This is a genomic window from Sphingopyxis sp. FD7 (genome assembly GCF_003609835.1).
Taxonomy (GTDB): Bacteria; Pseudomonadota; Alphaproteobacteria; order Sphingomonadales; family Sphingomonadaceae; genus Sphingopyxis.
The window spans coordinates 1328009-1349085 of record NZ_AP017898.1 but is presented as its reverse complement, the minus strand read 5'-3'; the positions used below and the strand labels follow the sequence as shown (position 1 = coordinate 1349085).

The window sequence follows — 21077 nt, the reverse complement described above, 5'->3', positions numbered from 1 at the left end:
GCTTTTTTTGCCACCCATCCCCCATGACATCGCGCATCGTCCCCGCAATTTCCATCGCGGTCAATCGCCCGGCTGCACCGGGTCCGGTCGTGGTGTCGGTGCCGCATGCGGGGCGCATCTATCCGCCCGAAATCCTGGCCGCAGCGCGCGTCCATCGCAGCGCGCTCGAGCGGCTCGAGGATCGCTGGTGCGACCGGATCGCGGCGGGCGCGCGTGATGCGGGAGCCAGCGTCGTCGCGGCGCTTTGGGCGCGTGCGGTCGCCGACTGCAATCGCGGCGAAGGCCAGATGGCGCCCGGCGAGGTCGCACCGACGCTGCGCGCGCAATTTGCGGCGCCGGGGCGCAAGGAGCGCGCGGGGCTCGGCGTTGTGCCGACCAGGCTCGCCGATTGCGGGCCCTTGTGGAAGCAGCCGATCGACCGCGCGGCGCTGGAATGGCGGCTCGACCGCTTGCATCGTCCCTATCACGATGCCCTGGCGGGGGAAATCGCCGCGGCGCGCGCGCGGTTCGGATTCGCGATTCTCGTCGATCTTCATTCGATGCCGCCGATCCCGCAGGGGCAACCGGGGCATGGCACGCGAATCGTCATCGGCGACCGCTTTGGCGCGACGGCGGCCGAATCGCTCGTCGATCTGGCAATGGCTTCGGCATCGGCATTGGGCGAGCCGGTGCAGCGCAACCAGCCCTATGCCGGCGGGCATGTCGTGCGGACGCATGGGCGGCCCGGCGACGGGGTTCATGCGATCCAGATCGAAATCGACCGCAGCCTCTATCTGACCGCCGAGCGCCTGCCCGATGCGGAGCGCGTCGCGCGGCTGGCGCGCTGGTTCGCCGCCCTGGTCGGCGAGGCTGGGCAGTGGCGCCCCGATGCCGACGCGCTTGCGCAGGCCGCCGAATAAAAAACCACCTCGTACCGAAGTACGAGGTGGCCAGGGTCCAGGGAGGACGCGCCCGCGTCGAACCCGACGGGGCACTCGCCGCGATGGAAAGGGGGAAAACCATGGCGGCGTGAATGAAATCTAGGGACATGTTCGCCGACTTACAAGAAGCGACGGTGCAGAATCTGCAATATACAAGGAAATTGGTCGGGGAGAGAGGATTCGAACCTCCGGCCCCTGCCTCCCGAAGACAGTGCTCTACCAGGCTGAGCTACTCCCCGACCGATCCGCGCGTCGGCCATGGCCACCGCGAAGGCAGGGCGGTCCTCTAGACGCGCAATCGGCGAACTTCAAGCGTCAATCGGCACAGGAAAGTTGAATGCCCGCACTACAGCATTTCGGCAGTGCGAAAGCTGAAATGGCCATCGGCGACGAAAATCAGATGATCGACCAGATCGATCCCGGCCATCCGCAGGAATTGCGCTGCGTCGCGCGTGGCGGCGATATCGGCGTCGCTTGGCCAGGCAACGCCCGACGGATGATTGTGCGCCATCACGATGCTCGTGGCGCTGCCGACGAGCAACGTGCGCCAGCATCGCGGCGGGACAACGCAGCGTCGCGGCGTTTCGCTATCGACCCGATCGAAGCGGACGAGCCGCTGATACGCATCGAAGGCCGCAAGAAGCAGGCTTTCACGGTCGCCGTCGAACTGAGGGCGAAGCAGATGGGACGCGACTGCATCTTCGGCATCGCACGGCACGAAGCCGCGACGCCGGGCATTGGACCCGGCTTTGCCTATCGGTTCAAGGATCGTCATCGTCGCCGCATGGCGCAGGCGCGAGGGCGACCCAACCGCCAACTGCCCCGCATCGGACGGATCGACGGGGTGGACGGGTGACGCACTTGTCGTCGCGCGGCGCGGGGCCTAGCAATGGTGGGAAAAGGAAAGGGAGCGCGCCTTGGCTGATTCCATCCATTATGAACTGCAATATCTCGACCTGATGCGCCGCATCTGGGTCGAGGGGGACGAGCGCGTCGATCGCACCGGCGTCGGCACGCGGTCGCTGTTCGGCGAGACGATGCGATTCTCGCTGAAGGACGATGCCATTCCCCTGCTGACGACGAAGCGCGTTTATTGGAAGACCGCGCTGCGCGAGCTGTTGTGGTTCCTCAGCGGCGACACCAATATCCGCCCGCTCGTCGCGCAAGGCGTCAAGATATGGACTGACTGGCCGCTCGAAAAATATCGCCGCGCGACCGGCGACGAAATCAGCGCCGCCGATTTCGAGGCGCGCATCGTCGCGGACGCGGGCTTTGCCGCCGAGTGGGGCGATCTTGGTCCGGTCTATGGCCACCAGTGGGTGAACTGGCCGCGTTACGAGCCGGCGGGCGAGGGGCTGTTTCGTCGCGCCGAACGCGGGCACAACCAGATTGCGGCACTGATCGATTCGCTCCGAAACGATCCGGGATCGCGCCGACATATTTTCACCGGCTGGAACGTCGACGATCTGGACCGAATGGCGCTGCCGCCGTGTCACATGACCTACCAGTTCCACGTTCGCAGCGACGGCGGGCTGTCGTGCCTGCTCTTTCAGCGGTCGTGCGATCTGGGTCTGGGCTTTGCGTTCAACATTTTCGAGGCGGCGCTGCTCACGCGCATGGTCGCCCAGCAATGCGATCTTCACGCGCACGAGGTCGTGTGGACCGGCGGCGACGTCCATCTCTATCTCAATCACGCCGAACTGGTCGAACGCCAGTTGGCGCGCGTGCCGGACGGTAAGCCCACGCTGCGTATCCTGCGTCGCCCGCCGAGCATGTTCGATTATCGGTTCGACGATTTCGTGGTCGAGGATTATGCGCCGCAATCCCATATTTCTGCGCCCGTAGCGGTTTGAGACGCGGCGTTGCATTCCTATGGAGACCGTAATAATATGTCGTCACATTGAAATATAACTAGGCGCTGATTCGCGCCCGAAGGGAAGAAGATATGCCTGAGTCGGATCGCCGACCGGCGAGCAACCTGCCGCCGCTGTCGCTTCACATCCCCGAACCGCGCTATCGTCCCGGTGACACGCCGGATTTCGGCGACATCGAGATCCCCGCGGTTGAGGCGACCCCGCGCCCCGGCGAAGCGACCAGGCCCGACGCGATGCGCGAGCTATGCTATGGCCTTGTCCGCGTCCTCGATTTCGACGGGCAGGCGAAGGGGCCGTGGAATCCCAATCTGGCGCCCGAACGGCTGCGCACGATGCTGCGTTACATGATGCTGACGCGGGCGTTCGATGACCGCATGTTCCGCGCGCAGCGGCAGGGCAAGACCAGCTTTTACATGAAATGCACGGGCGAGGAGGCGACCTCGATCGCCTCGACGATGGCGATCGACCGCGCCGACATGTGTTTCCCCAGCTATCGCCAGCAGGGCATTTTGATCGCGCGCGATTATCCGCTGATCCAGATGATGAACCAGATTTATTCGAACCGCGGCGATCATCTGCTGGGGCGGCAGCTCCCGATCATGTATTCGGCGCCCGAGCATGGATTCTTCAGCGTGTCGGGCAATCTTGCGACGCAATATCCGCAGGCGGTAGGCTGGGCGATGGCGTCGGCGTCGAAGGGTGACAGCCGCATCGCGACCGTGTGGTGCGGTGAAGGATCATCGGCCGAGGGCGACTTCCACTCGGCGCTGACCTTCGCCACGGTCTATAACGCGCCCGTGATTTTCAATGTCGTGAATAACCAGTGGGCGATTTCGAGCTTTTCGGGCTTTGCCGGGGGGGAACGCACGACCTTTGCGGCGCGCGCCGTGGGCTATGGCATCGCGGGGTTGCGCGTCGACGGCAACGACGCGCTCGCGGTCTATGCGGCGACGCAGTGGGCGGCCGACCGCGCGCGGACGAACAACGGCCCGACGCTGATCGAACATTTCACCTATCGCGCCGAAGGGCACAGCACGTCGGACGATCCCAGCGCCTATCGCGCCGCACAGGAAGCGAGCGCCTGGCCCTTCGGCGATCCGATCGCGCGGCTCAAACAGCATCTTATCGCGCTCGGCGAATGGGACGAGGCGCGTCACGACGCGCTGGGCAAGGAGCTCGACGAGCTGGTCAAGACGACGCAGAAACAGTCGGAAAAGCTCGGCATTCTAGGCCACGGAATGCACCAGCCGTTCGAAACGATGTTCGAGGATGTGTTCGAGGAGATGCCCTGGCATCTCAAGGAACAATGCGCGCAGATGCTCGCCGAGCAAGAGGCCAAGTTCGGCCCCGACTGGAAGCCCGAATGATGAGCGCCGATACCCAAACCAAGACCATGAACATGATCGAGGCGATCAACAGCGCCATGGACGTCATGCTCGAACGCGATCCGGCGACCGTCGTGATGGGCGAGGACGTCGGCTATTTCGGCGGCGTGTTCCGCGCCACCGCGGGGTTGCAGAAAAAACACGGCAAGACGCGCGTGTTCGACACGCCGATCAACGAATGCGGCATCATCGGCGTCGCGGTCGGCATGGGCGCCTATGGTCTGCGCCCCGTCCCCGAAATCCAGTTCGCCGATTATATCTATCCGGGGCTCGACCAGCTCGTCAGCGAGGCCGCGCGCATTCGCTATCGTTCGGCGAATGATTTTATCTGCCCGATGACGGTGCGTACGCCCTTTGGGGGCGGCATTTTCGGTGGACAGACGCACAGCCAGTCGCCCGAGAGCATCATGACGCATATCTGCGGCGTCAAGACGGTGATCCCGTCGAACCCCTATGACGCCAAGGGCCTGCTGATCGCGGCGATCGAGGATAATGACCCCGTCGTCTTCCTCGAACCCAAGCGCATCTATAACGGCCCGTTCAGCGGCTATTACGACCGCCCGGTCGAGCCCTGGTCGAAGCATGACGCCAGCGCGGTGCCCGAAGGATATTACCGCATCGACCTGGGCAAGGCGGCAACGGTGCGCGAAGGCGAGGCGGTGACGATCCTGGCCTATGGCACGATGGTGCATGTCACCAGGACGATCGTGGAGGAAATGGGCGTGGACGCCGAAATCCTCGACCTGCGCACGCTTTTGCCGCTCGACATCGAGGCCGTCGAGGCGTCGGTGAAAAAGACCGGCCGCTGCCTGATCGTCCACGAAGCGACGCGCACCTCAGGCTTTGGCGCCGAACTTGCCGCGCTGGTGCAGGAACGTTGCTTCTATTACCTCGAAGCGCCGATCGAGCGCGTCACCGGGTTCGACACGCCCTATCCGCACAGCCTCGAATGGGCCTATTTCCCCGGCCCGGTGCGCATCGCGACCGCGCTCACCAAAATCATGGGCGATTGACATGCGAAGCATGGCAACCGCGCGTGCCCCGGACCGCGATCCGGGGTCCATAAAGAAAAAGGACTGACGCCATGGCCCGCTATTCATTCCGTCTGCCCGACATTGGCGAAGGCATCGCCGAGGCCGAGATCGTCGCCTGGCACGTCAAGGTGGGCGAGCGCGTCGAGGAAGATGCGCAGCTTGCCGACATGATGACCGACAAGGCGACCGTCGAAATGGAATCGCCGGTGTCGGGGGTGGTCGTCGAACTGGCGGGCGAGGTCGGCGATTTGATCGCGATCGGATCGACGCTGGCGGTGATCGAGACCGATGCCGAGGGTGATGACACGGTCGACGCGCCGCCGGCCGATACGCCGGTCGACGAGGAGATTGCGGCGGAGACGCCGGGGGCTGAGGAGGTTTCGGATGCGGAAGCCGCGCCACCCCCTCAACCCGTTCGCCCTGAGCCTGTCGAAGGGCCGTCCTTGTCTGCCGCCGTTGAAAAGAAGGACGGGGCTTCGACAAGCTCAGCCCGAACGGAGCATGGTAAGGCTGTGTTGGCATCGCCCGCCGTCCGCGCGCGCGCCAAGCATCTGGGCATCGATCTGTCGCAGGTGCAATCCGATGGCGACCGTATCCGCCACGCCGATCTCGACGCCTTCCTGCGTTACAGCGCGGGGCAGGGCTATTACGCCCCCGGCGCCAGCCGCGCGCGCACCGACGAGCCGATCAAGGTCATCGGGATGCGCCGCAAGATTGCCGAGAATATGGCGGCGGCGAAGCGCGCGATTCCGCATTTCACCTATGTCGAGGAAATGGACGTCACCGCGCTCGAAGAGATGCGCGCCGATTTGAACGCCAACCGCGGGGGCCGTCCGAAGCTGACGATGCTGCCCTTCCTGATCGTCGCGATCTGCCGCACCATCCCGCAGTTTCCGATGATCAATGCGCGTTATGACGACGAAGCGGGCGTGGTGACGCGCCACGGCGCAGTGCATCTGGGCATGGCGACGCAGACCGACGCCGGGTTGATGGTTCCGGTGATCCGCGACGCGCAGGACAAGAATGTCTGGCAGCTCGCGAGCGAGATCGCGCGCCTCGCCGAGGCCGCGCGTAGCGGCAAGGCGAAAGTCGAGGAGCTGACCGGCGGCACGCTCACCATCACGTCGCTCGGTCCGCTCGGCGGGATCGCGACGACGCCGGTGATCAACCGGCCGGAGGTTGCGATCATCGGGCCGAACAAGATCGTCGAGCGTCCGGTGTTCGACGGCGACGACATCCGCCGCGCGAAGCTGATGAACCTGTCGATCAGCTGCGACCATCGGGTGGTCGATGGCTGGGATGCGGCCAGCTATGTTCAGGCGCTGAAGAAGCTGATCGAAACGCCGGTGCTGTTGTTCGCGGATTGAGCTTACCTCGTCATTGCGAGGAGCGAAGCGACGAAGCAATCTCCAGCGGGCGGGCTTACGGGTCGTTAGCTGGAGATTGCTTCGTCGCTTCGCTCGCAATGACGGGGCGGGCTATAGCCCCAACCCTGCAAAACTCGTCTGGTCGAACTTCAGCCTGAAAGTCACATAGGCGCCCGATCGGGAGAACCGCGCATCCTCGAAATCGCGGTCATGGAAGCCCGCGAAATTGTAACCGAAGGTGATGTTGGCGTTCGTCATCGGGGCCAGCGTCACCGTTGGGCCTCCGGCCCAGCTGACGGTATCGGCATCGGTGCCGACGCGCACGGTACCCGACGCGCCGACATCTACATGCTCGCCAAGGCCGACACGAAAGTCGGCGCCGATCAGGTTCGACCAGCCCTTGACGTCATCCGCGCCGAAGCGGTCGAAATTATAGCGCGTGCCCCAGAAAAGGCCGATTTCGGCGCGCTCGTGCCACATGCCGCCTTCGCCGCGCGCGCCGAGCGGGGTCCAGTTGACCGACAGGCTGTTCAGCAGGCGGCGGCTCGTCGCATCGCCATCGATCGTCAGCGCGGCGTCGCCGACAGGCCCGGCCTGGCCCGCGACCGCGTCGCGCACCTTGTCCGAGCGGAACTCGCTCTTGCCCAGCCATGAAATCCGCGAATCGGCGGGGCGGTGCGCCCAGCTCATCTCGAATTGGATCACCTCGGTCGTCGGCGCCGTGCCGCTGCCGCTGGCCTTGGCATAGGTGAAGAGCACGCCCAAGGCCCGGCCCTCGCCAAGCTGGCGCAGGCCGCCGAGCGTCAGTCCATGGCGGTTGGCAAGCTCGCCATCGCGATATTCGGCGCGGCCGGTGAGCGTCCAGCGGTCGGCGCGCCAGGTGGCGCCGGTGCTGATCGCCAGGAAATCCTCGGTCAGCACATTGTTGCCGCCCAGAAAACCCCCCGACGCCACCGGCTGCTGCGCGTTCAGCACGTCGCCCGCGCGAATCCCGCCGATCGTGCGATTGCCGTCGACCGAGACATCGACCGACAGATGGCTGCCGAGCTTCAGCGACTGCGACAGGCCATAGGCGGCGAAGCTGCGCGGGCCATATTCGCCGATGTCCTGCCGGTTCGCGGTGGCGAGCAGGCGCGCACCGGACCAGGGGGTCAGGTCGAAGCCGAGCCGCGCGGTGCGCGCGCGGACCGTATCGCCGTCGGCGATTTCATAGCTGCCGACGAGATTGACGTCGCGGCTGATGCCGAAGCGTGCGCCCAGCCGGTGCCGCGTCGGGAAGTCGATGCTCGCATCCTTGCCGCCCAGCGCAAACTCGGTCTGTGCATCGAGTTCGAGGCGCTTGTCGAACAGGCGCTGCGTCGCGCCGAGCTGAACGATGGTCGAGCGGTTGCGCGCACCGTCCGACAGACGATCGTCGGCGTGCGTCAGCCCGGCGCGCGCGAGGCTGCTGCCATTGTCATATTCGATCAGCGCGCGTGCGGCGCGGCGGCGCGCGTTGCTGTCCAGATAGTCTTCCTGCCAGGCGCTCCCCGTCAGCGACAGCGTGCGCGTCGCGCGAAGGCGGGCGTCGAAGCCGAATTTGCGCGTCCCGTCCTCGCCGCGATTGAGCTGGCCCGCGCCGAACCCGGCCTCGCGCTCGCGGATATAGGCGAGGAAATCGGCGGCGCTGCCATGATGTTCGGCCTCGATCAGCCATGCTTTCGCCGTTCCGGCGGCGGCGCTACCGTCGTTCTGTGCCTTGGCGTCGCTGACCGCCAGTTCGGCACGGATTTCGGTGTCGATGTTCGGGCGATAACGCGCGTCGATGCCGCCGATGTCGGTCTTGGTGTTGCCATCCTCGTCGTGGATGAAGGTGGCGCCGACGCGCAGCTTTTCGTCGTCCGTGCGATAGCTGACGCGGCCGCCGGCGTTGAGCACGCGCTGGCCAACGCCATCGACTTCATATTCGGCGACGATGAACTGCGGGTCGAGGTTCGATGACCGGCTGAGCACCGGCGCGCGGAAGCGGATCGTGCCCGACAGATAATCGATGTCGTAATCGACGTGGCGCGACAGGGCGACGCGGTCGACGATGCGTTCGCTGTGCAGCCGGTAGCGCGTCTCGATGACGATCCGCTCGCTGTTCGGCAAAATATCCTTCGCGCCGAGCTGATACGGCCCCGCCAGGCCATTGCCCTGGATCTCGTCGCGGCGGAAGCGATAGGGGGTGTCGGCGACGAAGGCGGTCGCGGCGATATTGCGCCCGCGATACTCGGCCTTGCCGCCATTGAGCGCGCGCTGGTAGCGGGCGAGTTCGGGCTCCGAAATCCCCGTCTCGATGTCGCCGAACATCGCATAAAATTGCGGGCGTTCGAGGCGCAGATAAAGCTTGCGCACCGATGCGGCGTCATGGCGCGTCTCGTTGCGGTCGGCATAGATGGTGTAATAGGCGCGCGGGTCGATCACGCCGCCGAAGCGCGCATCGTCCGCTTCCTTGTCGCTGTCATAGGCCAGCGTCATCAGCCATTTGCCGCGCACACGCCCCTTGGCATAGAGCGCGAGCCGCGCATCGGCATTAAGGTCGTCCAGCGTTTCGGCCACCGGCTCCATCCGGTCATCGAGCGTGTTGTACCCGAGCGTGCCCGCGGCAAAGCCGACGATGGTCCACGGGCGGTTGCCGGGATCGAGCCAGGTCTCGATCACCTGCTTGCGCGTCACCCGATCGTCGCGGAACAGGAAGTCGATCGCGAGCGTGCCCGAGGCGGTGGTCGGTTCAAGCTCGATGTAAGCGATGCCGTCGTCGCCATCGACCTTCCAAACCGGCGGCGCGCGTTCGAGGCCCGACAGCTGGCGCGCCTGCTGCGCGTCGGCCTCAACGGCGGGATAATAGGGTGAAGGGACGCTGAAATCGCCGGTCAGCCCGGCGCGGATCGGCTTGCCGTCGCGGTCGGTCAGGCGCACGGCGATCACCGGGCGCGTCACGCCATCGGCGACGAGCACCGATTTTTCGCGGATCAGCGCTGCGCGCATCGGGGTGATCGAATAATGGACGGAGCGTTCGAGCGTTTCGACCGCCGCGCCATCCGCGTCCCTGATCTCGGCCACGAGCCGGTTTTCGCCCTCGCGGATTTCGAGCCCGCGCCACAGGCTGACAGCGACGGTGCCGTCGGCCGATTTGCTGACGCCTTCAAAGGTCAGCGGATCGGCGGGCTGGCCGTTGACGCGCAGCGTGACGATCTGCCCCGGCACATGCTTGATCGCGGCGCGGATCGCCTTGGCGCGCGGATTATGGTCGGCGGCGGGGAAGAGCCAGCCGATGCCGGCTTCTTGCCCGGCGAGCCAGTCGCGGTGGGCGCCCGCGGCTTCGGGATCGGACAGAGGTATCGCTGCCGGACGCGCCGCCGTGGCCGGCGCGGCGCGCGGGGCGCTGGCGGCGGCGCGGAAGTCGGCGCGTTTCAGCGCCCCGCCGCGCCCTTCGACAAAGCGCGAGATGGCGCTGCCCGCGCTTTGCGTGCTCGGCGCGCAATCGACGGGCGCGCGGTCGAGCGGCAGCGTCGATGGATCGATCTGCACAACATGCAGGCCGGGGCGCACGCCCTCGAAATGATAGCGGCCATCCTCGTCGGTGACGGTGTAGCTGCCGTCCTGCAGCATTACGCGCACGCCGATGATGCCGTCGGCCCTGGCGGGATCGACCGCGCAGCCGCCGTCGGTGACGCGACCGATGATCGTCATGCGGTCGCCGAGCTGGTCGCGTTTGATCGCGATCGTCGCTTCGGCGATGTTGCTTGTCGTTCCGCGATTGTCGGTCGCGCTGGCGCGGTTGAGCGCGCTGCCGGGCTGCGCCGAGACGACGACTTCGGCGAGGTAGGTGAGCAGCACCGACCGCGCGGCGGCGATGCCGGGCAGGGTGACGGTGAAGGCGCGGCCGTTCGGCTCGACGGCCGCATCGACGCGCACGCCGTCGATGCGCACCGTGTCGGCGCGCAGGCGCATCCCGGCGGGCAGGACATCGCGCACCGTCACCGCACCGGTGGCGCGGCGCGGATCGCGATTGGCGACCTCGATTCGATATTGCACGACATCGCCCGGCACCGCCACCTGTGTGGAGGTCGCCTTGCGCAGGACCAGCGGCAGGCCGGGCTGGTCGACGGGAATGTCGACGCGCACCGGAGCAGGACTGTTCAGGGTGAAGGCACGGCCATAGCTGGCGTCGACGATCGTAAAGGGCTGGCCGTCGTCGGGACGGCGAAAAGCGGCAAGATCGGCCGGGCTGGTGGCCGACGGCGCGGTGAAGGGCGCGGGCGGCTCGACGATGAGGCGGTAGGTGCCCGGCGCGACGAAGGGAAAGCGATAGTCGCCCGCCGGGAAGTCATAAACCGTCCCGCCCGAATCGGTGACGCGCTGTCCGGTTACAACGCTGGAGGGATAGGTCGAGACACCGTCGTCACCGAACACTGCGGCGGGCTGGCCGGTGGCGGCATCGACGATCGTGACGCGGCTGCCCGCCACGGGCGCGCCGTCGCCGCTGTCGAACACGATGCCGAAGGGGTCGACGAGAAAGTCGATCGTCGCGAGCGCAACCAGACTGGCGCTCGCCCGATCGGACACACGCAGCGTCAGCGGCGCGCCGGGGTTGACCGACAGGCGGCAGTCGCCCTGCACCACGGCGGGCGGCACGCCGATCGTGCTGATGAAACCGACGAACTCGCCGCTGTCTGCGGCGGTTTCGGTGAGGGTGATCGATTCGCGGTCGCCATTTTCGAGATCGAGAAGGACGGGTAGCGTGTCGCGCGCCTGCGGGTCGCGATTCGCCGATGCGAGCGTCACGCCCACGACGAGCATTTCGCCCGCGCGGAAGCTGTTGCTGCTCTGAAGCGATGCCGGGGCGGTGGAAATCCCCACATAGACGCCGGAAAGCGGGATCGCGGCCATCGGCGCGGCGCTGAGCGCCCCGACGCCGCCCGTCCCGGCGCGGACACATGGCGTCGGCGCCAGCGGTACCGAGCGGTCGCCGCCGCCGGTCGTCAGGCGATAGGTCGCGATGCGCGGCGGTTCGGGCGGGCGCGGGACGACGGCCACGTCGACGCGGTTCGACAGCGTCGCACCGCGATGACCGTCATGCGTCCATTCTGCCGACGCGGTGTTCGTGATCACCTGCGCGCGCGCCGCCGGGACCGCGGGCAGCAGCGCTGCCGCAACCAGTGCGGTCAAAAGGCCAAGGGATGTGTCGCGGATCGCCATGCCGGCCCCGAAGGGAGCAGCAGCGGCCGGTGGACCCGGCGCGCGCGCTGCTCCCGCCCGTTACCTGGTCAGTTGACCGTGGCGCGGAAAACGAGGGTGCGCGTCGCGCCCGCGGCGATCGTTGCGATCGTCCCCGACACGTTCGGCGCCGAATAGCTGCCGCCCGCGACGCCGTCGGCGTTACAGGTTCCCGCGGTGACCGTGCCGTTCAGCAGGATCGTACCCGCGTTGAAGGTCAGCTGGCCGGGCACGGGATCGTTGATCACGACCGACGTGGCGTCGGCGCTACCCGAATTGGCGACGGCGATGCAGTATTCGACGACCGCGCCCGGAATCAGTTTCGGGTTGGTCGTGTTGTTGAACGGGTCGGAGATGACGCGGCTGGTCTTGGTGACGGTGAGCGTCGCCGTCTGGACCGTATAATCGTCATTGTCGCTGTGCGACCCGTCGCGCGCGGCATCGCCCGTCACGCCTGCCGTATCCGCAAAGACCGTATCCTTGCCCGCGGTGTTCGCGCCGGTCGTTTCGGTGATCGCCGCGCCCTGACTGCCCGACGTGCCGCCTTCGCGCGCCGTCGCGCGAAGGGTCACCCCGGCGACGGCGTTGTTGGCGAGCCCGGCCGGAATGTCGGCGACGACGAACAGGCGGATCGCCGTATCGACGACAAGCTCGTCGATATAGCCTGAAACCAGCGTGTCGCCGACGTCCCAGCTGCCGATCGAACCCGACGACGTGTTGTCGCGGTAGATGCGCACGTTGGTCGCGTCGAAGCTGTCGGTGCCGCCATGCGCGGCGGTGCCGCCGACGATCTGCGAGGCGACGAGCGCGAAATCGAGCACTTCGTTCGAGCTGTTGGTCAGCTGGAAGGTCGTCACGGCGTTGGTTTGGCCCGGAACGACATTGGTTGTGACGGTGCCGACTTCCTCGACAAGCAGGTTGATCTTGCGGTCGACGGTAAAATTGTTCGACGCCGATTGCTGGCCCTGCGCGACGCCCCCGACCTGATAGTCGACGGTGGCGGTATTGGTGATCGTGGTTCCCGCGGTCGTGCCGGCAGCAAGTGCCGGCGTGGCGGCGAGACTTGTGATCGCCGCCAGACCGATGAAGCCCACGCTGTTCAGCTTGCTGGTCATAGCTGAAGCTCCTTGGCTTGGGTCGATTGCCTATTCCCCACCGCTGGCAATCATTAAGCGGTTATTTTCAGGTCGCTATTTGACGATTCCCCGAAACATGAGCTTGCCCGTGGCGCCTGCCGGAATCGGCTTTTGAAAGGCCCAGCGGACATGCGTGACGTCGGCGGGCTGCGCGGCACGCTGTACGCCGTCGGCCGTCGCTATCGAAAGCTCGCCAAGCCGCCCCCACTGCTTGCCGCCATCGACCGACACCAGCGGCTGCGTGTCACCGGCATCGGCGAAACGGACCGCGGCGGGCAGCGGATTGGTGACCACGAACTTGTCGGCGGCCTGTGCGCCGACGTTGCGATAATTAAGGACGAAGACCAGCCGGTCGCCGGGAACGACGACCTTCGGTTCTTCGAGCAGGACACGCTGCTTGCCATCGGCGTCGGTCGAAACGCGCTCGACGAAGACCTTGTTGTCGAGCGCAACCTGGTTGGCGGCAAAGGCCGGGCCGGGAAGCGCGGCGGCGAGCATAAGCAAGAGGGCGGGGCGCATGGGCATCTCCATCAGTCGATCATGGTCTGGAAGGTAATGGTACGGCTCTGGCCACCGGCGACGGTGCCGAGCGCGACATTGATCCGCGTGCCGTTGTAATCGCCCGCGTCGGCATCGACCGCGTCGGTGAGCGCGCTGCCGCCGAGCGTGATCGAGCCGGGGACATAGCTGGTGTCGGCGGGGACATTGTCGGTGATTGCCAGGCCGCTCACCGAGCCGCTGCCCGCAACGGTGGCGACGATCGTGTAGGTGATCGTCGCGCCGGGTATGGGGTCGGCGGTGCCGAGCGGGTTGGTGATGCTGGCCGATTTGACGAGCGTGACCGTGGCGGCCGACACGACGAACGCCCCGGCATCTTCGCCATCGGCGCCGGTCGCCCCGACGACGGCGTCACCGCCGCCTTCGCCCTGACCGGCGAAGCTGGTGCCGGGGGCGCCGGTTCCGGTCCTGGCCGCCGCAAGCAGGCTGACGATACCGCGATTGCCGTCGGCGACCGTTCCGGGTGTCGTCGTCACGACGAACACGGTGATGCTTTCGTCGGGATCGAGCGTCGGATCGTTCGCGCCCGCGGTGTAAAGCGTGTCGGTGCCCGCGTCGAACAGGCCGTCGCCATTGTCGAGATAGACTTGCGTGACGGTGGGATCATAATCGTCACCGCCAGCGTTTGCGACCGTGCTCAGCGCGAAATCCTCGACGCCGTTGCCCGTGTTGGTGACCGAGAAGGTCAGCACCTGTCCGGTCGCGCCCGGTGTGGTCGCCACGTCGGCGGGATTGCTCGAATCGACGGTGACGTCGAGCAGCTCGTCGACGAGCAGATCGACGCGGTTGGAGTCGATCGTGGTCGGCCCGCCGCCCGCGTCGAAGCTGGCGGTGGCGGTATTGCTGATCGTCGAACCGGCGCGCGTGCCGGCAGCGGTCGCCTGCACGGGCAAGGCAAGCGCGGCGAGCAGGGCGATGAGTGAACAAGAGGGAAGAAGCCGATGCTTCGCGCCCCCCACAGGCGCTATCATCATCAAATTGACTCCGAAAGGTTGGTCCTTGGAGCCGTCAGTCGCCGAAAAAGGGTAATTTCTGGTTAAAAAGTCGTTGGAAAGCTGTGATTTGGTCCAAAAAGGGACAGACGCCGCCGTGCTTTTGCCGCAAAGCGGGGCGACTGGCGCGATGCGCGCAGCGAGCGTAAGATGAGACGGTTAACAGGGAGACGCAGGGTGGCGGACGACCGGGGCAGAGAGGATATGCGGCCGCCGCGTGTCAATCCGCTGCGCCAGATCGAGATTGACGATTTTCGCCGCGACCGGCTACTCGCCGCGCTCGCGCTGATCCTCGGCGCCAGCTTCTGCCTCGGCCTGCCCTTTGCCTTGCAGGCTGGCGCGGAGTTCTTCCTGCCGCTCACCGCGGCGATCGTCATCGCGATCGCGTTGGTACCGCTGCTCGAATGGCTCGAGCGCCGCGGCGTGCCGTCGGCGCTTGCCGCCTTCCTGTCGCTCGCGGCCTTCCTCGCGATCATCAATGCGGCGCTGGCGATCATCGTTGTGCCCGCGACCGGCTGGTTTGCGCGGCTTCCCGAATCGATTCCGCGTATCCAGAGCAACCTGGCGCCGCTGATCGATTTCTATTCGACGCTCCAGCGCTTCGTCGATCGCACGCTGACGTCGGTGGCCAGCGGGACCGAGGCGACGGCGCAGGCCGTAGCGGCCACGGCGCCGACGTCGGTGGTCGACTATTTCATCTCCTCGGCGCCCGCGGCGGCGATTCAGCTGTTCTTTGCGGTGCTGGTGATCTTTTTCTTCCTCGCTGGCTGGACGCGGCTTCGCCGCGGCACGATTCGCCGACGCGGCAGTTTCGATGGGGCGATGCAGACGGCGCGCGTTATCCAGAATGTCGTCGATGCGACCGCCGACTATCTGGCGACGATCACGATGATCAACGCGATGCTCGGGCTGATCGTCGCGCTGCTGCTCTGGGCGCTCGGCATGTCGTCGCCCTTCATGTGGGGCGGGATCGTCAGCATCTGCAATTTCGTGCCCTATCTGGGACCGATCGTCGCTGCGGTGCTGCTGGGCCTGGGCGGGCTGATGACGTTCGACGCGGTCGGGCTCGCGCTCCTGCCTGCGCTCATCTTTATCGGGGTGCACCTGGTCGAGGCGAATCTGATCACGCCGCTGGTGCTGGGCAAACGGCTCACCATCAATCCGCTGCTCATCCTTGTCTCATTGAGCTTCTGGGGCTGGGTGTGGGGCACGCCGGGCGCGCTCCTCGCCGTGCCCCTGTTGCTCATCCTCCAGACCGTGCTCGCCTCGACGGGAACGCCCGATCTGGCTGGATTCCTCTTTGAACATGGCACGCTCACCACGACCGACGAGGTGCGCGACCGATTAAATCGTGCACAGGAAGAACGCGACGGTTGACAGGTCGCCGCGCGGGTCATATTGGCGCGGCTCCCAAGCGCGAGCGGGTGTAGCTCAGTTGGTTAGAGCGCCGGCCTGTCACGCCGGAGGTCGCGGGTTCGAGCCCCGTCACTCGCGCCATTTCCTGTCGTTCGAGACGGAATGGCCACCGCAGCCTGGGATAGCGCCACCATTGGAACAGGCTGGACTGGCGCCGCTGTTCAGCGGCGCCAGGTTCCGAGCTCCATCCAGCGCAGCAGCGGCTTCAAGGGCGCAATCCACATAATTCCCGCGACGAGGTAGAAGAGCGCTTGCACCAACACGGGCCAGCTGCCCACCCACGGCGACAGGCTGACGACGATCGCCGTCCAGCCGCCGATCAGCGCCAGGATGAGGAACATGCCCGCGGGCTTGCGCCAGCTCGGCTGGGGATCGATTGGCTGGTCGTTCACAGGCGGTCTCCGCAAAGGATCAATTCTTGTTCGGTCAGGATCGCATCGAGCGCGATGTCGGTCGATTCGCGCGGGCAATCGTCGATTTCCTGCACCGACCAGCCGATGCCGATCCGCAAGGCAGCGGGATGGGCGGCGAAATAGCGATCGTAATGGCCGCCGCCCTGGCCGATGCGGCCGCCCCGGCGATCGAAACCGACGAGCGGACAGAAAATTGCGTGCGGCTCGGCCAAAGGCGCACCGTCGTCCGGCTGCCGCGTTCCCCACGGCCCCGTCACCAGCGATTCGCCCGGGCACCAGCGGCGAAAGCGCATTTCGGCGGCGCGACCCGCGTGATGCGGCAAAGCCAGCGCGCCGGTTGCGGCCAGATCGGCGAGCATCGGCAGAACATCGGGCTCGTCGCCATGCGCGACATAGGCGCCGACGACGGCATGATCGGCCAGACGCTCGGCCAGGGGCGCGGGAAGCGCGCGAAAGGCGGCGAGTTTGGCCATTCGATCGAGACTGGCGACGAAATGCCGCCGCCGGAAACGCAACCGTTCGCGCAATTTCTGCTTTTGTTCGGGAAGGCTGGCGCGCAGATCGGTCATCGCCCTCTCCGGGCCGTGAGGGAGCGGTTGGCGGGACCGCCGTGGTCGTTTGCCGGAAAATCCTCTGACGCCAGTAACGTCAGGTGGGGACCATGTGCGTCGGACCAGGATCCGGGCAGGGACAGCCCCCTTGGATGATGTATCGCCTCAGGGATATTCGCAGCGGCTCGTGCCGGGCAGTGCCCGCCGCCCCCTATGTAGGGGGGCGGGCGGCTTTGCTCAAGGGAGTTGCTCGACCCGCGTGGCGAGCGTTTCGATCCGCTCGGCAATCTGCAGCAGCGCGCGATTGTGAGCAGGGTTCGCGGCCGCCGGAGCCGCGGGGACGGCTTCGCGCGCCGCCTCAAGCTCCCTGAGCGCTGTCTGCTCGCGCGCGATCGCGGCCTTGAGCTCGTCGCGCGCCTGCGCCTCGCGGCTTTCAGCAAGCGCAACGGCGGCCCGCAGCGAGTCCGATTGCGGTTCGACCTTGTCGATCTTGCCGCGCGCCTCCTGCACTTCGTCGGCGAGCATCAGCGCCGCGAACAGCAGCTGGCGAACCTCGGTCAGACCGGGCATCGTGCGCGCTTTTTCATCGACGACCGCCGCCAGCTGGATCAGCTGGGCTTCTTCGCCATCGGCGCAATGGACATCATAGGGGCGCCCCGCGATGGTCAGCTTGACGTCAGCCACGGCCCGCCTCCGCGATCAGCCGGTCGAGCTCGCCGATGACGGCCGCGACCTCGGCTTTCAGCGCCGATTGGTCGGCAGCCGAGGCGGCGCCAGCGGGTGCGGGGCGGTTGACGCGATCGGCCAGCGCCTTCTCGATCCGGCTCAGCGCGCGCTCGATGCGGCCGATGGCGAGGCTGGATTCGTCGAGATCGAGTTCCATGGCCAAGGGTTAGCAGCGCCGACGGAGGGGTGCAATCGCCTGTCCGCGCCGAAATGCGGGGGAAATTGTGCCGCGAGCGGTTGACTCCTGCCCGTACGGCCGCAAAGGGCAGTCGCACCGAATCCGGCCACCCAAACATCCTTTCCCGGGGGACTCATGACACATCCCGAAGGCCAATTGGCCGAACGCCAGCTCGCCAACGCGATCCGCGCGCTCGCGATGGACGCCGTCCAGGCCGCGAACAGCGGCCATCCGGGAATGCCGATGGGCATGGCCGATGTCGCCACCGTGCTCTATTCGGACTATCTGAAGTTCGATCCGACCGATCCGAAATGGGCCGATCGCGACCGATTCGTCCTTTCGGCCGGTCACGGGTCGATGCTTGCCTATGCGACGCTGCACCTCGCGGGCTATGCGCGGCCGACGTTGGGCGACATCCGCAATTTCCGTCAGCTTAACAGCCCGTGCGCGGGGCATCCCGAAAATTTCGAGCTTGAAGGGGTCGAGACGACCACCGGCCCGCTGGGGCAGGGGCTTGCCACCGCGGTCGGCATGGCCATCGCCGAGCGGCACCTGAACGCGCTTTACGGTGACGATCTGGTCGATCACCGCACCTGGGTGATCGCGGGCGACGGCTGTTTGATGGAGGGCATCAATCACGAGGCGATCGGACTGGCAGGTCACCTTGGCCTGGGGCGCCTGACCGTCTTGTGGGACGACAACAGGATCACCATCGACGGATCGACCGACCTGTCGACGAGCGAGGATATCGCGGCGCGCTATGCCGCGACCGGCTGGCATGTCGAAAGCTGCGACGGGCATGATCCGGCCGACATTCGCCGCGCAATCGACGCCGCGCTTGCCGATCCGCGCCCGTCGCTGGTCGCGTGCCGCACGATCATCGGTTTCGGCGCGCCGAACAAGCAGGGCACGTCGGCCACGCACGGCGCCCCGCTCGGCGCCGACGAGATCGCCGCCGCGCGCAAGGAACTGGGCTGGACTGCCGAACCGTTCGTCATTCCCGACGATATCGCGGCGGCCTGGGCGGCCTTTGGCGAGAAAGGCAAAAAACTTCATGCCCAATGGAATGAACGCCTTGCAAGCAGCGAAAAGAAAAGCGATTTTGAAACGCGGCTGCGTGGCAAGATCGTTCCGGGCGATGCCTTCAAGGCCTATCTCGACGGGCTCGTCGCCGAGCCGCCGACGGTCGCGACGCGCAAGGCATCGGAAAATACGCTGAGCGCGCTCACCGCCGACATTGCGTCGCTGATCGGCGGCAGTGCCGATCTCACAGGTTCCAACAACACCAAAACATCATTTACCAAACCACTGACAAAAAATGATTATTCCGGGCGCTATATCTATTATGGCATCCGCGAGTTCGGCATGGCGGCGGCGATGAACGGCATGGCGCTGCACGGCGGCGTGACCCCCTACGGCGGCACTTTTCTGGTGTTCGCCGATTATTGCCGCGCGGCGATCCGCCTGTCGGCGCTTCAGAAGCAGCGCGTGATCTATGTGATGACGCACGACAGCATCGGGCTGGGCGAAGACGGCCCGACGCACCAGCCGGTCGAACATCTGCAATCGCTGCGCGCGATGCCGAACCTGCTCGTCATGCGTCCCGCCGATGCGGTCGAAACCGCCGAATGCTGGGCGCTCGCGCTCGCACAGACGGACCGCCCGTCGCTGCTCGCGCTGACCCGCCAGAATCTGCCGCCGCTGCGTCATGACGTCACGGAAAATCTTTGCGCCAAAGGCGGTTATCGCCTTCGCGGGGCGTCGGCGGCGCGCAAGGTCGTGCTTGTCGCGACGGGTTCGGAAGTCTCGCTCGCGCTTGAAATCGCCGACAGGCTCGAGGCCGAGGGCCACGGCGCCGACGTCGTCTCGATGGTCTCGACCGAATTGTTCGACGAGCAGGACGCCGCTTATCAGGCCGACATTCTGCCCGCCGACGCGCTGATCGTGTCGATCGAGGCGGGCACGACCTTCGGCTGGGAACGCTATACCGGCCGCGACGGCCTGCGCTTCGGTATCGACAGCTTCGGCGCTTCGGCGCCGATCGAAGACCTGTTCAGGCATTTCGGCCTTACCGCCGATGCCATCACCCCCCAGATCCTGGCCCGGCTGAGCCATTAAGGACCGGCCGACCATTCGCAGAAAGGACAATTCGACATGGCAGTGAAAGTCGCAATCAACGGTTTCGGACGCATCGGCCGCCTCGTGGCGCGCGCCATTCTCGAACGTCCCGACTGCGGGCTCGAACTGGTTGCGATCAACGACCTTGCCGATGCCAAGGCGAATGCTCTGCTGTTCAAGCGCGACAGCGTCCATGGCCCGTTCCCTGGCGAGGTTTCGGCCGACGGCGACCAGATGATCGTGGGCGGCAAGGCGATCCGCGTCACGAAGGAACGCGATCCCGCGAATCTGCCGCACGGCGAACTGGGTATCGACATCGCGCTCGAATGCACGGGCTTTTTTACCGACCGCGAGAGCGCGTCGAAACATCTGGCTGCCGGCGCCAAGCGCGTCCTCATCTCGGCCCCCGCGAAGGGCGCCGACCTGACCGTCGTTTACGGGGTCAATCACGACAAGCTGACCGCCGAACATGTCGTCGTCTCGAACGCCAGCTGCACGACCAACTGCCTCGCGCCGGTCGCCAAGGTGCTCAACGACACGCTGGGCATCGAGCGCGGGCTGATGACCACGGTTCACGCCTATACCAATGACCAGAAGATTCTCGACCAGATCCACAGCGACATGCGCCGCGCGCGCGCCGCGGGTATGTCGATCATCCCGACAACGACGGGCGCCGCGCGCGCGGTCGGCGAAGTGCTGCCCGAACTCAAGGGCAAGCTCGACGGATCGGCGATCCGCGTGCCGACGCCGAACGTCAGCCTCGTCGACCTGACCTTCACGCCGAAGCGCGACACGAGCGTCGCGGAAGTGAACCAGATCCTGAAGGATGCGTCGGAGGGCGCGCTCAAGGGCGTGCTGGCCTTCTCTGACGAGCCGCTGGTGTCGATCGATTATAATCATTGCCCGGCAAGCTCGACGGTCGACAGCCTCGAAACCGCGGTGCTCGAGGGCAAGCTGGTGCGCGTGGTCAGCTGGTACGACAATGAATGGGGCTTCTCGAACCGCATGGTCGACACCGCGGGCGTGATCGCGAAGCTGCTGTAAGAATATCCGTGTGCCCCCGCGAGGGCGGGGGCCGATCACCGACGCCATCCAGATGGCGGGACGGTGGCGGGTGACGAAAGCGCAGGAGATGGGCCCCCGCCTTCGCGGGGGCACAGCGTCGGGC

The 21077-nt window shown here is 66.1% G+C and carries 17 protein-coding genes and 2 tRNA genes; 9 read left to right on the top strand and 10 right to left on the bottom strand.

Features of this window, described 5'->3' with window-relative positions; genetic code table 11:
* Nucleotides 1-23: 23 nt before the first annotated feature.
* Complete coding sequence (locus SPYCA_RS06295; protein WP_120219414.1) at nucleotides 24-899, top strand: N-formylglutamate amidohydrolase; 876 nt, start codon at nucleotides 24-26, stop codon at nucleotides 897-899.
* 183 nt (nucleotides 900-1082) lie between these two features.
* Here SPYCA_RS06295 and SPYCA_RS06290 read toward each other — a convergent pair.
* Nucleotides 1083-1159: transfer RNA gene (locus SPYCA_RS06290), tRNA-Pro, on the bottom strand.
* 107 nt (nucleotides 1160-1266) lie between these two features.
* On the bottom strand, nucleotides 1267-1695 hold the full coding sequence (locus SPYCA_RS06285) for a JAB domain-containing protein (RefSeq protein ID WP_120222181.1): 429 nt from the start codon (nucleotides 1693-1695) through the stop codon (nucleotides 1267-1269).
* A gap of 142 nt (nucleotides 1696-1837) precedes the next feature.
* Between SPYCA_RS06285 and thyA the strand changes: the two genes are divergently transcribed.
* The 4 genes from thyA (at nucleotide 1838) to SPYCA_RS06265 (ending at nucleotide 6580) form a co-directional block, all read left to right on the top strand.
* Complete coding sequence (gene thyA / locus SPYCA_RS06280) at nucleotides 1838-2773, top strand: thymidylate synthase (protein WP_120219413.1); 936 nt, start codon at nucleotides 1838-1840, stop codon at nucleotides 2771-2773.
* A gap of 92 nt (nucleotides 2774-2865) precedes the next feature.
* The gene (locus SPYCA_RS06275; RefSeq protein WP_120219411.1) at nucleotides 2866-4161 is read left to right on the top strand and encodes a 3-methyl-2-oxobutanoate dehydrogenase (2-methylpropanoyl-transferring) subunit alpha; all 1296 of its coding nucleotides are present in this window, start codon (nucleotides 2866-2868) and stop codon (nucleotides 4159-4161) included.
* A 26-nt stretch (nucleotides 4162-4187) separates the two neighbouring features.
* Nucleotides 4188-5192, top strand: coding sequence for an alpha-ketoacid dehydrogenase subunit beta (locus tag SPYCA_RS06270; RefSeq protein ID WP_120222180.1), 1005 nt, complete (start codon nucleotides 4188-4190; stop codon nucleotides 5190-5192).
* A 71-nt stretch (nucleotides 5193-5263) separates the two neighbouring features.
* The gene (locus SPYCA_RS06265) at nucleotides 5264-6580 is read left to right on the top strand and encodes a dihydrolipoamide acetyltransferase family protein (RefSeq protein WP_120219409.1); all 1317 of its coding nucleotides are present in this window, start codon (nucleotides 5264-5266) and stop codon (nucleotides 6578-6580) included.
* Nucleotides 6581-6691: 111 nt separating this feature from the next.
* Here SPYCA_RS06265 and SPYCA_RS06260 read toward each other — a convergent pair whose 3' ends face one another.
* From SPYCA_RS06260 to SPYCA_RS06245, 4 genes are all read right to left on the bottom strand, one after another.
* On the bottom strand, nucleotides 6692-11803 hold the full coding sequence (locus tag SPYCA_RS06260; protein WP_120219407.1) for a DUF11 domain-containing protein: 5112 nt from the start codon (nucleotides 11801-11803) through the stop codon (nucleotides 6692-6694).
* Nucleotides 11804-11871: 68 nt separating this feature from the next.
* Nucleotides 11872-12936, bottom strand: a complete 1065-nt coding sequence (locus SPYCA_RS06255; RefSeq protein ID WP_120219405.1) for a DUF11 domain-containing protein — start codon at nucleotides 12934-12936, stop codon at nucleotides 11872-11874.
* A 75-nt stretch (nucleotides 12937-13011) separates the two neighbouring features.
* Nucleotides 13012-13476, bottom strand: a complete 465-nt coding sequence (locus tag SPYCA_RS06250) for a DUF11 domain-containing protein (protein ID WP_120222179.1) — start codon at nucleotides 13474-13476, stop codon at nucleotides 13012-13014.
* Between the two features lie 11 nt (nucleotides 13477-13487).
* A complete protein-coding gene (locus tag SPYCA_RS06245; RefSeq protein ID WP_120219402.1) occupies nucleotides 13488-14489 on the bottom strand; it encodes a DUF11 domain-containing protein in 1002 nt (333 codons plus the stop codon).
* A gap of 222 nt (nucleotides 14490-14711) precedes the next feature.
* Between SPYCA_RS06245 and SPYCA_RS06240 the strand changes: the two genes are divergently transcribed.
* Together SPYCA_RS06240 and SPYCA_RS06235 are read left to right on the top strand one after the other, a co-directional pair.
* Nucleotides 14712-15884: an AI-2E family transporter gene (locus SPYCA_RS06240; RefSeq protein ID WP_120219401.1), complete on the top strand. Its 1173-nt coding sequence runs from the start codon at nucleotides 14712-14714 to the stop codon at nucleotides 15882-15884.
* A 43-nt stretch (nucleotides 15885-15927) separates the two neighbouring features.
* Nucleotides 15928-16004, top strand: a tRNA-Asp gene (locus SPYCA_RS06235).
* 80 nt (nucleotides 16005-16084) lie between these two features.
* Here SPYCA_RS06235 and SPYCA_RS06230 read toward each other — a convergent pair.
* From SPYCA_RS06230 to SPYCA_RS06215, 4 genes are all read right to left on the bottom strand, one after another.
* A complete protein-coding gene (locus SPYCA_RS06230; RefSeq protein WP_120219399.1) occupies nucleotides 16085-16315 on the bottom strand; it encodes a DUF2842 domain-containing protein in 231 nt (76 codons plus the stop codon).
* The gene (locus SPYCA_RS06225; RefSeq protein ID WP_120219397.1) at nucleotides 16312-16905 is read right to left on the bottom strand and encodes a 5-formyltetrahydrofolate cyclo-ligase; all 594 of its coding nucleotides are present in this window, start codon (nucleotides 16903-16905) and stop codon (nucleotides 16312-16314) included. The genes SPYCA_RS06230 and SPYCA_RS06225 overlap by 4 nt, the downstream gene beginning before the upstream one ends.
* Before the next feature lie 219 nt (nucleotides 16906-17124).
* Nucleotides 17125-17571, bottom strand: coding sequence for a cell division protein ZapA (locus tag SPYCA_RS06220; RefSeq protein ID WP_120219396.1), 447 nt, complete (start codon nucleotides 17569-17571; stop codon nucleotides 17125-17127).
* Nucleotides 17564-17770, bottom strand: coding sequence for a hypothetical protein (locus tag SPYCA_RS06215; protein WP_041383146.1), 207 nt, complete (start codon nucleotides 17768-17770; stop codon nucleotides 17564-17566). The genes SPYCA_RS06220 and SPYCA_RS06215 overlap by 8 nt, the downstream gene beginning before the upstream one ends.
* 156 nt (nucleotides 17771-17926) lie before the next feature.
* Here SPYCA_RS06215 and tkt point away from each other — a divergent pair, with 156 nt between their 5' ends.
* Both tkt and gap read left to right on the top strand, forming a co-directional pair.
* Nucleotides 17927-19909 carry a transketolase gene (gene tkt, locus SPYCA_RS06210; RefSeq protein ID WP_120219395.1) on the top strand — a complete coding sequence of 661 codons (1983 nt, stop codon included), beginning with the start codon at nucleotides 17927-17929 and terminating at the stop codon, nucleotides 19907-19909.
* A 36-nt stretch (nucleotides 19910-19945) separates the two neighbouring features.
* Nucleotides 19946-20953, top strand: coding sequence for a type I glyceraldehyde-3-phosphate dehydrogenase (gene gap / locus SPYCA_RS06205; RefSeq protein WP_011541615.1), 1008 nt, complete (start codon nucleotides 19946-19948; stop codon nucleotides 20951-20953).
* Nucleotides 20954-21077: the final 124 nt, after the last annotated feature.